The organism is Pseudoalteromonas peptidolytica, assembly GCF_012641745.1.
Taxonomy (GTDB): domain Bacteria; phylum Pseudomonadota; class Gammaproteobacteria; order Enterobacterales; family Alteromonadaceae; genus Pseudoalteromonas; species Pseudoalteromonas peptidolytica.
Genome location: NZ_WEHZ01000016.1, coordinates 1 through 15,695, shown reverse-complemented (window position 1 = coordinate 15,695; position 15,695 = coordinate 1). Strand labels below are relative to the sequence as shown.

Annotated in this window: 13 protein-coding genes; 12 read left to right on the top strand and 1 reads right to left on the bottom strand. The window is 41.7% G+C overall.

Annotated features, from left to right (window positions below; translation table 11 throughout):
• Positions 1 to 103: 103 nt before the first annotated feature.
• The 5 genes from F9Y84_RS11765 (at position 104) to F9Y84_RS11745 (ending at position 4,228) form a co-directional block, all read left to right on the top strand.
• Positions 104 to 1,072, top strand: a complete 969-nt coding sequence (locus F9Y84_RS11765; protein ID WP_244297305.1) for a calcium/sodium antiporter — start codon at positions 104 to 106, stop codon at positions 1,070 to 1,072.
• A complete protein-coding gene (locus tag F9Y84_RS11760) occupies positions 1,069 to 1,911 on the top strand; it encodes an alpha/beta fold hydrolase (protein ID WP_147390336.1) in 843 nt (280 codons plus the stop codon). Before F9Y84_RS11765 ends, F9Y84_RS11760 begins: the two co-directional genes overlap by 4 nt.
• A gap of 402 nt (positions 1,912 to 2,313) precedes the next feature.
• A complete protein-coding gene (locus F9Y84_RS22185) occupies positions 2,314 to 2,487 on the top strand; it encodes a hypothetical protein (protein ID WP_225740727.1) in 174 nt (57 codons plus the stop codon).
• Entirely contained in the window at positions 2,488 to 3,132 is a 645-nt protein-coding gene (locus F9Y84_RS11750; protein WP_147390338.1) for a DUF6058 family natural product biosynthesis protein, read from the top strand.
• Between the two features lie 100 nt (positions 3,133 to 3,232).
• Entirely contained in the window at positions 3,233 to 4,228 is a 996-nt protein-coding gene (locus F9Y84_RS11745) for a hypothetical protein (protein WP_147390339.1), read from the top strand.
• A 231-nt stretch (positions 4,229 to 4,459) separates the two neighbouring features.
• On the opposite strand, the gene F9Y84_RS11740 is transcribed toward F9Y84_RS11745, so the two are convergent.
• On the bottom strand, positions 4,460 to 5,026 hold the full coding sequence (locus F9Y84_RS11740) for a hypothetical protein (protein WP_225740725.1): 567 nt from the start codon (positions 5,024 to 5,026) through the stop codon (positions 4,460 to 4,462).
• A gap of 318 nt (positions 5,027 to 5,344) precedes the next feature.
• Between F9Y84_RS11740 and F9Y84_RS11735 the strand changes: the two genes are divergently transcribed.
• The 7 genes from F9Y84_RS11735 (at position 5,345) to F9Y84_RS11705 (ending at position 15,398) form a co-directional block, all read left to right on the top strand.
• Positions 5,345 to 6,196 carry a GNAT family N-acetyltransferase gene (locus F9Y84_RS11735; protein WP_147390341.1) on the top strand — a complete coding sequence of 284 codons (852 nt, stop codon included), beginning with the start codon at positions 5,345 to 5,347 and terminating at the stop codon, positions 6,194 to 6,196.
• 253 nt (positions 6,197 to 6,449) lie between these two features.
• Positions 6,450 to 10,151, top strand: coding sequence for a S8 family serine peptidase (locus F9Y84_RS11730; RefSeq protein ID WP_147390342.1), 3,702 nt, complete (start codon positions 6,450 to 6,452; stop codon positions 10,149 to 10,151).
• Positions 10,152 to 10,397: 246 nt separating this feature from the next.
• A complete protein-coding gene (locus F9Y84_RS11725; protein WP_147390343.1) occupies positions 10,398 to 10,781 on the top strand; it encodes a BlaI/MecI/CopY family transcriptional regulator in 384 nt (127 codons plus the stop codon).
• A 9-nt stretch (positions 10,782 to 10,790) separates the two neighbouring features.
• Entirely contained in the window at positions 10,791 to 12,116 is a 1,326-nt protein-coding gene (locus F9Y84_RS11720; RefSeq protein ID WP_147390344.1) for a M23/M56 family metallopeptidase, read from the top strand.
• A 1-nt stretch (position 12,117) separates the two neighbouring features.
• Positions 12,118 to 13,458, top strand: coding sequence for a M23 family metallopeptidase (locus F9Y84_RS11715; RefSeq protein ID WP_147390345.1), 1,341 nt, complete (start codon positions 12,118 to 12,120; stop codon positions 13,456 to 13,458).
• 4 nt (positions 13,459 to 13,462) lie between these two features.
• Positions 13,463 to 14,674 carry a DUF418 domain-containing protein gene (locus F9Y84_RS11710; RefSeq protein WP_147390346.1) on the top strand — a complete coding sequence of 404 codons (1,212 nt, stop codon included), beginning with the start codon at positions 13,463 to 13,465 and terminating at the stop codon, positions 14,672 to 14,674.
• Positions 14,675 to 14,813: 139 nt separating this feature from the next.
• Complete coding sequence (locus F9Y84_RS11705; RefSeq protein ID WP_147390347.1) at positions 14,814 to 15,398, top strand: GNAT family N-acetyltransferase; 585 nt, start codon at positions 14,814 to 14,816, stop codon at positions 15,396 to 15,398.
• The last annotated feature ends 297 nt before the right edge of the window (positions 15,399 to 15,695 follow it).

Genomic DNA, 15,695 nt, shown 5'->3' with positions numbered 1-15,695 from the left:
GGTTGATTAACCAACTTTTTATACCGTATTCAGGTTAATTAATTTTCGCGCATTAGACACAAATAAAGAGTCCCAGTCTAATGAGTTATTTTGCTCGTCAAGAGTGACAAATCTTACCCTCAGTTTAGTCGCGGGTGCCTCTAAGCTAGCTGCAAGTTTTAATGTTCCAAGCGTATTGATTGGGTTAACAATAGTGTCATTTGGTACCAGTGCTCCTGAGCTTACTGTTAGCATTCAGTCAGCTGTTACGGGGCAAGGTAGTCTCGCTTTTGCTAATGTGTTAGGCAGCAATACCTTTAATATTCTTTTTATACTCGGAGTATCTGCCCTGATTGCACCACTGGTGGTTTCACAAGAATTAGTGAAAAGAGACATTCCAATGCTAGTGATCGCCAGTTTTATTGTTACTGCATTAGTCTGGGATGGCAGGCTCAGTCAGTTAGACGCAGCATTATTGTGCTCGCTTTTGTTATTTTATGTCGCTTATTTGTTTATCCAAGGCCGCATGCTTAGTAATAAGAATAATGAACCGACGCCATCACAACAACCAAACCGTTGGCGTGAGCGCGCAGTTAGCATACTGCTATTTATCGTAGGGCTTAGCTTGTTGATATTTGGCGGACAATTGATGGTTGAGAACGCGGTGCAACTTGCCCGTGCTTTAGCAGTGGATGAAGTTATGATTGGCTTAACCATTATTGCTATTGGCACGTCGCTACCAGAAGTGGTTACCTCCGTCATGGCGAGTATAAAAGGGCATGCTGATATTGCGGTAGGCAATGTTATTGGTAGTAATTCATTCAATTCATTGGGTGTACTTGGCGTGAGCGGACTTATCAGCTCAACCCCTTTAGAAGTGACAAGCCGTATGCTGAATGTTGATATTTCAGTCATGATCGTTGCAACGATACTTTGTACGCCATTACTCATTTCTGGGTTAATACTCAGTCGCAAAGAGGGAGGCATCTTATTTATAGGCTACGTCGCATACTTTGTTTACGCTTTATTATATTCATTAAGGGAATTGCTTAGTATGTTTTTGGAGCAAACAATAAATGAGAAAGGACAATGAAAATAATAACATCAGCAGTACTGGGGCTCGTCGCTTGTAGTTCAGTGGCCAGCGCTAACCAATCAGCTCATGAGCACAATTATCAATATGTGGAAATAAACGGCAACAAACTTGCCTATGCTTGCAAAGGAGAGGGCGAAACAACGGCACTTTTACTTGCTGGAATGGGCCTTGATGCTCATGAAACCTACAAAAACACCATTCATAACATAAATCCAAAAGGCTATCGCTTATGTTTTTATGATAGAGCGGGCACCGGAAAAAGCACTTTTGCAAAGCCTCGAGTACGGACTATGTTGGAGCTTACACAAGAGCTTGAGGCATTTACTCAAGCCACTAAAATGGATAATTTGGTACTTGTGCCTCACTCATTTGGTGGTTTTGTTGCAAGAGCCTATGCCAACCGAAACCCTGAAAAAGTGAAAGGGATGGTACTTATTGATATCGCTCATGAGTCTTGGTATCACAATATGAAAAGTAAGATGTCCAAAGAAGCATGGAAGATCATGGATTGGATCGTCAACTGGGAGCGAGATACTCATTCATTAGAAGATTTGGAAGAAGCTTCTGCCCATACAGAGATGTATAAAATCAACCGGAAAATGCCAGTTACGATACTGTCGCGTGGGATCCCTCATGTGACTATCCGCTCTACCGGTATGAGTTATGCTGATGTTGATGTTTACACGCAAACGTCAAAAGATTCCCAGATAAAACTGCAAGAAATTGGTGACAATGTCACCGCTGTTACCATGAAATATGCTTCTCACCTATTTGATGAGACAGATCCATTTATTGCCATTAAATATATTGAAGAAATGGTAAATAAAGTAAAATAATACTTCTTACTCATTGGGGGAGTGGTTATACTGCTACCCCTTGGGTTTGCTTAAAGGGGTATTGTATTCTGGCACCTAGTTTTGTCTATATAAGTTGAGAGATTGAGTGCTGATAAACCCTTTTAGTAGAACAAGAATTAAACCGTAAAGATTAACAAATCCCAACTCTACATAATAAAAATGATATTTCCTCAGCATAACACTAGTTCAAAAATTACTCTTTACCTGTTAGCGATAGCCGGGCTAAGCGGATCATTGTTCGCAGTCTTGGGGGTTTTTATTCATCCTACTCCCATCTTAGTATTTGATTTTGCAACTAGTATTATATGTATAATGGTGTCGTTTAAGCTTTATCAACAGCAATATAAGGCATTGATGTGGGCGCTGATACTGGGGGGGCTAATGACAATAGGCATTAAAGTTGAAGATACCTTAATTCAGTTTACATCAGGGTTATTATTAACTGTTCAATTAAACCTAGAGCACATTTCAGTTAATATCAATTTACTCGGTTTTATAATCATAGCAACAGCACTCACCGCAAAAGTTAAACTCGACAATGTAGAGGAAAGGTAAATGGAATTAATTCATTATCTACAAAGCTATTTCATTACAAAGGAACACTTACTTCGCGAATCGCGGCTATCACAAACTGAGTTAAATGAATTAATTGAAAAGCGGTTGATGCCAAAAGCCGCTTATAGATTAGCCTTAAACTTGAAATGCGATTCTTTCTTTGGTGCGCACTGTGATAATAGTAACCTCGAGTTTTATCCACAAGGCGCTTTGGTATGGCTTGGGGTGGTCTCACAATTAAGAGATGAAGCACAGGCATTTGATGTCTTTAGTCACCGTTATAAGGGGCAAATTAATAGGCTAAAAACACAGGGGTTTACAACGAAAAATACGAAGCTTAACGGGAATATTGATAGCCATCTTAGTAGCGAATGGCAGTATTTTCTCGATGGTATTTATGGACTTTGTACTAAAACGGGGCTGCCCGAAGATATTGCCAACAAAGAAGCTGCCATTATCATCATTAATGAATATCTCGCTTTAGAGCATGACCTCAGCAAAACAGAATTAGTGAAGCTGCATCAAGCTGTTAACCTGTTGGATGACGCAAGTACGCAATTTGCCCCCCATGAGCGTGAACAGAGCTCTCGAAAACGTTTAATTGAAAATGTGAGAGCAAAATTTCCTGTTCCTTCCGAGTTATAATAACTTCTTGAGCAATAAAGTTACATTTGTAACTTTATACTATCATTTAAAAGCATACTCTATATTCTTGGTTTTTACATAATGCAAATCAAGGATAATGATGAAAAATATACTATCAATGCTATTGTTGAGTGTTTCACTTAATATTCCACTTTTGGTATCGGCTGAAAGTCACACTCTCAGCACACCTGCTGCTTTCACACAAAATAGCTTCCCCTCACTTCCCACTATAGACAGACGATGGCAAGACAAGTCAGATTCATGCCGTTATGTCGCAGGTCATTCGTACGGATTACCTCATAACGACAATATGGAGGGAGTCAATGTACCAATGGTAATACATGAAAATGAGTGCTATGTTCGCGGATTAACAACACAGAGTACTTTCCCTGACGAGTTAAGAGCACAACTGGGTGCTGAAGTTGATCAGCATTTCCAGGTTGTAGAACATAACTTTAGCGAAATATCCACTGATGCAATAAACGAGATTGCGGCAGAATCAGACACGCGTGTGCGCAATATTAAATCGAAAGTTCAAAGTCCGATGCGTTTATTCATTGATGGAATTGTTAACGCCCATGGGGATGTCCCTGTGTTTATAACCGGCTTTGATATCGAAACGGTGGGACATTTACGAAAATATCAACTCGGTTTGCCTATAAATGTTTATGTAAAATTAAGCTATAAAAATATCAGTGTGAAAGGAACATATAATGTGTTTGACCAACGCTTCACAGGGATACCTAACTTCGTACAGTATAAGCCAAGTGTAGACGTTGATGTACAACTACCTTGGTTATTTAGGTTGATAGATGAACTAACGCCCGGAATATTTGACAGTATGTATGAGAGGTTTGCCCTTGTGGTCACCTATATTTTTGAACTTATTGGTATCGAAATGGGCCGAGATATACCTACAATAATCGCCCACAATAATCAGCTATTACGACAGTCTTTTACACCAATCACTGTTTTAAGAGACTATGGTGTTGGTGACCATGTATATTTAGATATGGAAGCTTCTAGAAACTGGGTTTATATAAAAGATAAAAATACTACTTATGTTGTTTCTGAGGCTTTTCTTGTGATGCAGTAACGGGGAGGTGGGCGATGACAAACTTGAGCCTCGGATAATGAAGTTTTTCTAATGAACAATTGTAGTGCTAGCTGTGTTTAATTCACTGCCTAGCACGTCAACTGAAAGAAAAATGGTGAGTATTAAGTTAGCGCTCTTTTGAATGCTAACTATTATCTGAAATCAGACATTATCACCATGTATAAATCTTATAATTGAAAAAATATATAATTAAACATCACCGCAGGTTAGCTAGGAGAACTCGGCAATGATTAATACTTTTTTATGTTTGGCGCTATAAAAAACAATACCCTCTCCGCCACCGTCGACATATATTGAAAAGCTGAAGGTGCCAAGATAGCTAAAGTCAACACCACTTTGTTCGTCGAAAAAGCCAATTTCGCGGGTAGCATAGTGGTCGTAATTATCGCCACTCTCTTCATCTATGGCGTCAAAATAGCGAGTCTCATCATCACTCTCTTCATCCCACAAGTAGGCATCCCAGTTGCAACCTAGCTCAGGTTGTCCACCAAATTCAAATAACGGTTCACCATCTTCAGCCTCATTCAGTGACATATTCAGAAAAGCGTGTTTTTTATAGAAACTAGCGGCTTTTTGATAATATTCACGATAGCTTTCAAAGTCATCACTGAGACTCTCCAAGTAGCTAGCGTCTACTTGCCAACCATGGTCAGTTAATGAATAAACTATATAGGGAACGTCACCATCAAATATTGCCATCGAAATTGGCATTGCAATCAGTATGTTATCTTTATCATCTTGGGCAAGCTTCGTAGTTGAAAGCAACCCAAGTGGCAATAGTTGTTTTTCGTTAAAGGTAACCTGTTCATTACTGGGAAATGGCGTGTAAAAATTGCTTTCTTTTGTAATACGGGTAGGTGAATAAGTGACTGCTGAGTCTTTGATATGTAGTGCTATAAAGCAATTCCTTTTTATGGTTTGATTAAACTAAGCGTAGATTTAGTGCAGAGGATAAGTGTTTTTTGTATTTAAATCAATGAATTAGGGTTTTACTTAGAGTTTGACGTTATATTTGACAAGTCATTGATGTTTAGTTCAAAGTTCTCTAAAGATTTGTCAGTATTAGAACAACATTGACGTGATAGGAGAAATATCATGGGGGCGGGGACTTTTAAGATTAAAAATATGAGTTTGGCAGAGCTCGAGACGGCAGTGCAGTGGGCGCAGCAAGAGGGCTGGAACCCTGGAGTAAACGACGCGTATTGCTATTTTCACGCAGATCCAAATGGTTTTTTGATGGGGTACTTAGGTGATGAGCCTATTGCGACGATTTCTGTGGTTAAATATGATGGCGGTTTTGGATTTTTAGGCTTTTATATCGTCAAGCCTGAATATCGTGGTCGTGGCTATGGCATAAAAATGTGGCATGCCGCAATGCAATATCTAAAAAGCTGTAATATTGGCCTAGATGGTGTTGTTGCGCAACAAGAAAATTATGAAAAGTCTGGGTTTAAATTAGCTTATCGCAATATACGTTATGAGGGCATAGGAGGAGGAGATAAGCCACACCTTACAAACCTTGTTTCATTAAAAGATATCTCATTTGACGTACTTAAAGCCTATGAAGAAAAGTTTTTCCCTGCGCCCAGAACGGAGTTTTTGCAAGCTTGGATCCATCAGCCAAACAGTTATGCATGTGGTATTTACGAGGAGGGAAAGCTATTTGCGTGCGGCGTTATTCGTCCTTGCCATACTGGCTATAAAATTGCACCGTTGTATGCAGAGTCGCCAGAATTGGCTGAACAAATGTTTTTAGCGCTTAAATCTCAAGTACCACAATCTTCACCTATCTATTTAGATGTGCCCGAAGTCAATGCTGCGGCAATTGCGCTGGCTCAAAAATTCCGATTGTCGGCTGTATTTGAAACTGCACGAATGTACACAGGGCAATTTCCAGAGCTGCCACTGGAGAAAGTGTTTGGTGTAACCTCATTCGAAATAGGCTAATAAATTAACAAAAAGGTGAAAGTAAAACAGTATTAGATGACACTTTGATTGCTTGTTTACGTTCGTTTACGAATATTAGTTCACTACTTTTCCTTATATAATAATAAGTTATGACTTGTTTTGTATTTGTCAACAGTGAATGTAAAATAGTTGAGGGTTGAACGGTTGATAACTGTTTAAGGTTTACATTATATTGATTTCTCCTTTGCATTCATTGCAACGATATTACCATAAGAAAAAATCAGGGGAAAAAATGTCAAATAAAATAAAACTGTCAATGGTTGCGGCGTCCGTATGTGGCGCGTTGGCGATGACAAGTGTACAAGCGAGCGTCAACCTAAATGCAGAAATTCCGAATGGGATCAATGGGTTCGAGCATACACAAAGCAGTCACGCTAAACCAACAAACCCCCTTAAAGCATTGAGCAAACATTACTATATTGTTCGCCTAGAAAGTAACGCGTTAGTCAAGACGCAAGGTGCGGTTGACGCTGAGCGCAATGGCAACGGTCTTATGATGCAGTCTCAGGCCGTGAAATCACAAAGACAAGTGCTTGCAAAAGAGCGTAATGTATTTGCAAATAAGCTCGCTCAATCAATACCAGGCGCAAAAGTAGACCGCCATTTTGATGCGACAATGAATGCTGTTGTGGTGAAGTCAGACAAAGACATTTACGAGCAACTACAGGCGTTACCTGGCGTCACGCGAGTGTTTAAAGAAGAGCGCTACCAGGCGCAAATGGACGCTTCACTCTCTCTTATCAATGCCCCTGTAGTGTGGGAGAAGCTTGGTGGAGACCGTAGCGTAGGTAAGGGGATTCGAGTTGCAGTTATCGACTCTGGTATTGTGCCGACTAACCCAATGTTTGATGATGCTGGTATGGAAGCACCAACAGGTGCATTGCCATCAGATGACTACTGTCGAACTGTAGATTCATCATTTTGTAATAACAAGCTGATTGTTGCTCGTTATTCAACACCTACATTTTCACAACCTGATTTTCAAACATTTAGCCCGCTTGATAAAGACGGCCATGGCACGCACGTAGCAGGTACCGCAGTAGGCTCGGCAGTAACAGCAGATTATGACGGTTATAACTTAGAGCTAAGTGGTGTTGCACCTGGCGCGTATTTAATGAGTTACAAAGCCTTGTACGAAGGTGGCGGTTCGAACATCATGTTGATCGAGGCGCTAGAGCATGCGCTTGAAGATGGCGCAGACGTGATCAACAACTCTTGGGGTGGTGGCTATGGCTCTGACCCAACGAACAGTGCGTATGCAGAAGTATTTGAAAATATCCAAGAAGCGGGCGTGGTCGCTGTTGTTTCAGCGGGTAATGGCGGTGCCGGTGCTAATACTATCGGTGGCCCTGCAAACTTAGCGTCAGTATTGTCAGTAGCTAACACCAATCATGGTCGTATCTTCACCACTGGTATGGCATTGGATGGTGGTGAGAATATCTTACATGTAAGCAGTTCAGATACGCCGCATAACACGGCTATCTCGGCAAAGCCTGTCGCAGCTAAAACTATCTCGCCTGACAACGTCGAAGGCTGTGAACCTTTCCCTGCTGGGTCTTTTACCGACGCTTTCGCGGTGGTTTCTCGCGGTGGATGTAACTTCTCAGTTAAAGTAAAAAATGCAACGGATGCCGGCGCTAAAGCGGTGTTAATATATAATAACCGTGTAGGTACTCCATTTATTATGGACACAGCAGGCGAGGCAACCCCTGCGTTTATGGTCAGTCAAGATGATGGTGAAGCCATTATTACTGCAATCTCAGCTGAGGGTTTTGCTGGTCAACTAGCTATTGATGGCGTCAATCGTACCGCAATCAGTGAAGCAGCGCGCGACTCGATGCGTGAGTCATCTTCAAGAGGGCCAAATGGCGATCCGTCCATCTTTAAGCCAAATGTGGCGGCTCCAGGGACTAACATCTTGTCAGCTCACTTGGATGTAGACGGAATGGCAAGCTTTGCAGAACTTTCTGGCACATCTATGGCGGGCCCTCATATTGCAGGTGCTGCCGCACTATTGAAGCAGCAATACCCGCAGTGGACGCCTCAAGAAATTAAGTCTGCACTGACGAATACCAGTGTAACAGATGGTTTGAAAAAAGAAGATGAAGTAACGCCTGCTGATGGCTTTGATGTGGGTGCAGGACGTGTAGATCTTGATAAGGCATTCGATGCTAAAGTTACTTTCTCTGAAATGGGCTTATCAGAAACGCTGTGTGTTGATAGCTGTGATTACAGTGTTACGGTTCGTAATATGACTGACGAAGCCATGAAACTGCACTTTAAAGGTGTCGCGATTGGAGACGGTGTCACAGTGGGTGATATCAACTCATCAGTAGAGCTTGCAGCCTATGGTGAAGAGGGCGACGCAAAAGCCACGTCAATCACACTGAATATTACAGGTGCTGAATTTGAGGCATGGCAGTTCGGTCGACTAGAAGCTTACAATGAAGCTGGTGAGCGCGTTGGTCATGTTCCATTAGCTGCATTTGCAGCGTCGACGTCACTACCTGGTCTGGCAGTTTCGACTTCTGGAGCGTCAAACACAGCTGCATTTGACGTAAATGTTGGTTACATGAACGAAACTATTGAAGGTCAAGTTGCAATCAACTCAGTATTACCTAGCTCTCTTGAACTAGTTGAAGATAGCTTTACCGTCGATGTGCAAAGCGGTACTCAAATTTTAGCTGGTGCAGATATGCCTACTCGTCATATCGCATGGACAGGTAGCCTAGGTAAGGCATCAATCAGCAGCGCAATTCAAAATGGTTTGGCAATCGATCTTAAAGCTCGAGATGAGTATCGTCCAGGGTGTGAAGATACATGTGATGATGCTGATTTCAAATTTAACTTAGGCGCAATCGGCGATGGTTATACATTTAAGTTAGCGGGCAAAGAGTATAACTATATTACTGTAACAACTAACGGTCTTATCGTTGCAGGCGACGGCTCTGCAAGTGGCACAGGCACAAACGAAGCTATCCCATCAGCAAATGGTCAAAATGGCTTAATTGCACCACTTTGGGCTGACTTTGATCTACAAGGCCCAAGTGAAACCGAAGGCGGAGCAGTGTACGTTGCATTATTATCCTTTACCGATGATGCAGATAATGTAACAACTTACTTTGTTACTGAGTGGGCTGATGCACAGTTATATCAAGATAACTCTGGCGATAAGTTTACATTCCAATCGTGGATCCGTCTAAATGGTGATGAGGAACACTTCTTTAACTACGTTAAAGTGCCAAAAATGCCAAGTAAAGCGACCGTTGGTATTGAAAACTCGAATGGGTTAGTTGGCCTACAAACATACTACAATGGTGAAGGTACAGCGCCAGCGGCAGGACAACTGATTGCGTATGATTATGCAAATGGTGGCTCTGTAAACCTTGGTGTAAAGGTTAAACTTGCGGACAATGCACAGATTAAAGCTGGTGTTGCAGATATGGTTGAAATGGACGAAGACACAACATCTGAAGCCATTGATGTCTTAGCTAACGATAATGCTCAGCACATTGATCTTATCCCTGTTACCTTGACTGCTCGAGGCGGTGAAAATCAACGTGCAGTGCAAAGTGTGTCTTTTACTAACCCTGAAGGCGGCTTTGACCCAGCAACACTTGCACTTGTTGATGCTCCTGCAAATGGCACCGTCGAAATCAAAGAAGGTAAAGTAGTCTACAAGCCTGAGGCAGACTTCTTTGGCGTTGATAGTTTCACGTACACGGCAAAAGCGGCTGGTGAGAGTACACTTATGCTAGCGCCGACTAAAGTGACAATTAATGTTGCTGATGTGGCTGAGCCAACCCCTCCTGCTGTGGTTGACAAGCCAGTTGAAGCGCCATCGAGTTCTTCGGGCTCTCTTGGTTGGTTATCGCTATTAGCATTACCATTTGCATTACTTCGCCGCAAAAGCTCAGTTTCTTTGCGTAAATAAAATGTCATTATTCAGCAAAAGTGTGTGACTAGAAATAACCACACCGATTTGTAGAGATAAGTCATTATCCAACTTAAACCCCGAGTTCAAAGCTCGGGGTTTTTCATTTGTAAATTCTATCAATGGGTTACATCTACTTTTGCTTATAAAAATAATAAATACAGAATACCAAAATAAAAAGTGCGACTTGTGTCGCATTTTTATTTTGGTATTCTGTGATAAATGTCGCACTACATAGGAGGGAGCATGAAACCAAATGCTACCGAGTTGGTAATTTTGAAGATTTTATGGCGTCAAGCACCAAGAACCGGCAAGGAAATTCATGTTGAAATAGAGTCAAAGCTAAACTGGAGCTATTCATCGACAAGAAAGACACTGGAAAGAATGTGTGAGAAGGGCTACCTTGCGGAGCAAAAACAAGGTAACAAAAAAATTTATACCGCAACCTTAGCTAAAGTACCAACGCTTGCTTTGTATGCGCAAGAATTTGCAAAGCAAGTGATGGAGCTCGACGCACCACTTCCTGTTGCTATGTTTTCTGACAGCAACCTAATTGAAGCTGATGAGCTCGACGAATTGGAAGCGATGCTAAATTCATTGGCAAATAATGACAAGCGCGATCCAGAGTAGGCTTCAGAAATGGAATTAATATTACTTTCTGTATTGTTGTGGGTTGCCTTAACTGGATTGAGTTATGTGGTAGGGGTATCTCTTTGTGCATATTACTTCCAGAGCAAAAGGCTATGGTGGGGATTGCTTGCCGTCACGTTTGTACCTTTTTTGCCTTTTGAATTTCTTGAGCAACAAGAAGCGATACCGTCAGTGCTACTACATGACAATTTACAACAATATGCCGAGCCGTTAATTGCAATGACAAGAAACGTACGAGTCACACTGCCTTGGTTAGAAGTATTATTCACGACTTTAGCGATTGTATATTGTGTGGGGCTGATTTTCCATTTAGGGGTGCTGCTCACACAGTACAGACGTATCAAATGTCTTTGTCTCAGCGCATCAAGAGTTGAGTCTTATTCCCAAGCGTTGTATCAGTTACCAATCACCTGCTCACCGTTTGTGTTTGGCTTGTTAAAACCAAAGATATATTTACCAATGGAGTTTGAAGATTTACCTAATGATGAACAAGAAGCGTTGATATTTCATGAGCTAACACACGTCAATAAAGGCGATCATATTGCGGTTATGGTGTGGCGTTTGTGCTGTGTGATAGCGTGGTTTAATCCATTTATTGCCAAGATGGAGCAAAGCTTTATTCGAGCGATGGAATATCGATGTGATGAGTTGACGATTGCTCGGTACCAGATTGAACCGCTGGTATACAGCCGGGCTTTGATTAACTCGCTAAAGCGTGTAAAGATGCAGACGCCAGTAGATATTGCCGCCAGCTTTGCATCAAATTCACTCACGCTTGATGATTATAAAAAGCGTTTTACCGTTATTTTAAAACCTCAGAGCAAGCCTAATAATTGGCCTTTGTTCGCTTTCTTTATCTTGTCTTGTTCTGTATTGGCCTATGGCAACCTGCAATGGGCGAGAGTAACAATATCAAACAGCACAACGTGGCAATGGCCGGTAGAAAGTCCAATGATAACATCACACTTTGGTCATATTTCTAGCTTTCGTCACAATAAAGCACACCAAGGTGTTGATTTTGCAGGAAGTACTGGCGACTCAGTGATGACGGTTGCAGACGGTATTGTAACGGTTTCTGACAATACCACGCTGGGGAAGAATTATGGAAAAGTTGTATTGATCCAGCACGATAACGGTTATCAAAGTTTATATGCGCATTTAGATAGTATAGACGTAGCGGTAGGTGAAACGGTGTTAAAAGGTGAAATGATAGGCACAATTGGTGAAACTGGCAGAGTAACCGGACCGCACTTACATTTGGAAATACTTCATCAGAATACTCGCATTGATCCCCTAAAGCGGTTGGAAATTTAATATGTCAAAAAAATACTTATTAGCCATCATTCTGTTGGCGGTATCCGGCTGCTCAAAGCAACCTAATTCATCAAATGAAAGCCTGTCAGTGCAGTCTAGTAAAACAGCAGCAGTTCCTACCGTTACAACTAGCGTCGGTGAGCTACATACCCCCAATTTAAGCACTACCTCATCAGAAGCGACGAGCGACAACAAAAATGACAAGCAGTGGTTGCTTCTCAAGCTCAAGTCAGGTGAGAGCTTAACTACTTTGCTTGCGCCATTCGCATTTGGTGACCGAGATAGTTGGCTAGTTGAACAGTCAGTCGCGACTTGGACCTCTTTAACCAAGCTCAAGACTGGACAGGCAATTGAAGTTGCATTGCGCGAGAGTCAGGTTGAACTCATCCGTTTTGAGCTCGATTTTGCAAAGCTAATAGAAATAAAAAGAACTAAAGATGGGTGGCAGGCATCACTTGAGAATCTTGAAACCGTTACGCGTACCAAACGACTCTCAACAGTAGTTGAATCCAGCTTTTTTGTTGATGCAAGCAAAGCAGGAGTCCCTAACGATATTATCAATCAGAGTATTATTGCGCTGTCACACCTGGTTGATTTCCAGCGAGAAATATATGCAGGTGATCAAATTGACTTTGTTTATCAGCAAAAATCGTTGCTATTAACCTCTAGGCTTGCAGAGAAAAGCGACATAGCCACGCATCTACAGCATGTTGCGCTGCTATCAGGAAAAGAAGAGTATCGACTTTATCAGTTTTCTGATGAGTCAGGAATGTCTGCTTTTTACCATGAAGACGGCAGGCTCGCACAGAGCTTTTTGATGAAAACACCACTCAATGGAGCAAGGTTATCTTCCAGTTTTGGTAAACGTCACCATCCCGTGCTTGGCTATACACGTATGCACAAAGGCATAGATTTTGGTGCGCCGATTGGCACGCCTATTATGGCGGCTGGATCAGGAGAGGTGATCAAGGCCAACTGGGGAGGAAGCTTTGGCAACCGCATTATTTTGGCACATGGTAACGGTTATCAAACGCTTTATGCTCACTTAAAAGGGTTTGCCAAAGGGATTACAGCCGGGGCTAAAGTAAAGCAAGGTGAGGTGATTGGCTACTTGGGAAATACCGGTCTTTCACAAGCACGTCACTTACATTATGAGGTGCACAAAGATGGCAAGGCAATTAATCCGCTTACTCTCAAACAGCCAAAATATATCAAGTTGGAAGGTAAACAGCTCAAGCGCTTTATTGCATATGTGGCACAGGTTTCCGACCCGCTTAATGGCAAGGACTCTCGTATTGCTAGTCAAATAGATAATGTTGAACAGGTACAAGTCGGTGAATAATAAAATGACGACAAGAATCAATAGTTTAGACTTTCTTCGTGGCGTAGCTATTCTGTGCATTTTACTGATAAACATAGAAAGCTTTGCTTATCCAAGCCCTTGGGGCAGCTATCAGTATGGCTTTATGACGGAACTTGACAGTAAGGTGCGGTATTGGGTCTATTTTGTTGCTCAAGGTAAGTTTTATGGTTTATTGGCTGCCTTGTTTGGTGTTGGGTTGACAATGATAATTCAAAAACAGCCGCTAGGATCTGCAATAACACTCAGCGCCTCGCGATTACTGGTACTGTTTATTATTGGCTGTACGCATGCTTATTTTATTTGGAGTGGAGATATCCTTTATCACTATGCTGTGATTGGTATTGTGGCGTTAATGATAATTTTGCTTGGCTCAGCGGTGATAAAAGTCAGTATTGTCGTTTGTATTAGCTTTATATTGCTTTTTGGTTATGCCAAAGCAGAGCGAACTAACGCACAGTATCAAGCATATGTAGTAGCACAAAGCGTTGAAAAGGCGCAGCGTTCAAGCAAGCAGCATAGAAGTATTTTGCGTTGGGAAAATAGAGTCAAACAAAAGCTCCCAAGGCATAGTGAACTTGAACACCAGCCAACACTGCAAGCACATTGGCTTGATAATTTCAGTACACCGCAAGTTCATAAAGGTAAGCTATTTTATTCCAGTATCTTTTGGTCAACATTGATGATGATGTTGATAGGAGCGCTGTTGTTTCAAAGTGGATTCTTTAGCGCCAAAAAGCTAAGCCCGCTCGTGGTAGCTGCCTTTACTGGGTTAGTGGTAGTGTCAATATATGCTTCTCAGCAACGCTATTTTCACTGGTTATTACACCCTCATATACCAATACTATCCTATTCAAAGCAAATGTTGGTTGTGTTAAATAGAGAACTTCAGGCGCTAGTTTACATTGTTGTTTTATCTTTGCTTTATAATCGTTTCCTCTGCAAGCTGCGGTGGCTCACGCCAATAAATTTAGTCGGAAGATTTGCGCTGAGTAACTATATTCTACAATCGATTGTACTGGTGATCATATTCTATGGCTTTGACCTTTATAATACCTATAGTCGTAGTGAGCTATTAGTCCTGTGGATCCTGATGGTGTTGTGCCAAATTGTGCTAAATATGATATACGGACGTTTCTTTACCCAAGGCCCACTAGAGAAAGTATGGCGTACACTCACTGCTAAGCTCAGAAATTGAATGACGATACTAGGGCGTAAAACTGTGCTCTGAACATGGTGGCTCATAAACTGCGTTATACTATTTTTTACAAACTTAAACTTATTAATTCTAATGTTTTAAATTTAATATAAAGCTTTGTAACGCATGAATAAAAAGTATGGAATTAAAAATAGTAAGAGGGTGGCATAGTAGACATGTGCAGGCCGCGGCAGAGCTATATATTGAAGCGTTTGGTCGCAAGTTCAAGGCAGCTGTTGCAGACAGGGATAAACTGGTTGCAATCATCGCCAAGAGCTTTGTGACAGAGTACGCTTTTGGGGCTTTTGAAGGTGAAAACCTGCTGGGTATCGCAGGCTTTCAAGATGCGAAAAAAGGTTTTACCTCAAACATAGACTTTGCTGTGTTAAAAGAGGAGCTTGGCTTTTTCGGCGCAATAAAAGCGGCTGCTATTTTTTCTTTATTTGATAGAGCACCTGCACAACATGAGTTGGTAATGGACGGAATTGCGGTATCCAAGCAAGCGAGAGGTAAGGGGATCGGCACGGCTTTACTGCATGCAGTGCAAAATTACACGCGCGAAAATGGTTTCAAGACGTTACGGCTCGATGTCATTGATAACAATCCAAAAGCAAAACAACTGTATTTAAGAACGGGGTTTGTTGCTTCCCACCACGACGACTTTTCTTATCTTGAGTGGTTAGTTGGCTTTAGTGGCGCAACAACAATGCACTGGCGGCCTTGAGTATGGAGGTTGGCTATTAAATTAACCTGAGATCAAGATAGTAACTTGTTCTTTAGTCACTGTTATTAGTTGTGGGGGTCATTAGTTTCACAATTTGAACGAGCCTAGTTCACAAAGTGAGCGTCAGTATTGTATTGATTATATGTTGAATGTCCTTTAGAGCAGGGGCAGAGCATACTTTGATTACTTATAAACCAAAGAATACCTGTGCCCTAAATTTGTCGTTCCAGCCAGCGGTTTTCAATTTGCTGCGTTGACTCGGTAAGCCGCATTCACACTGCTTGAGCATATTCATTA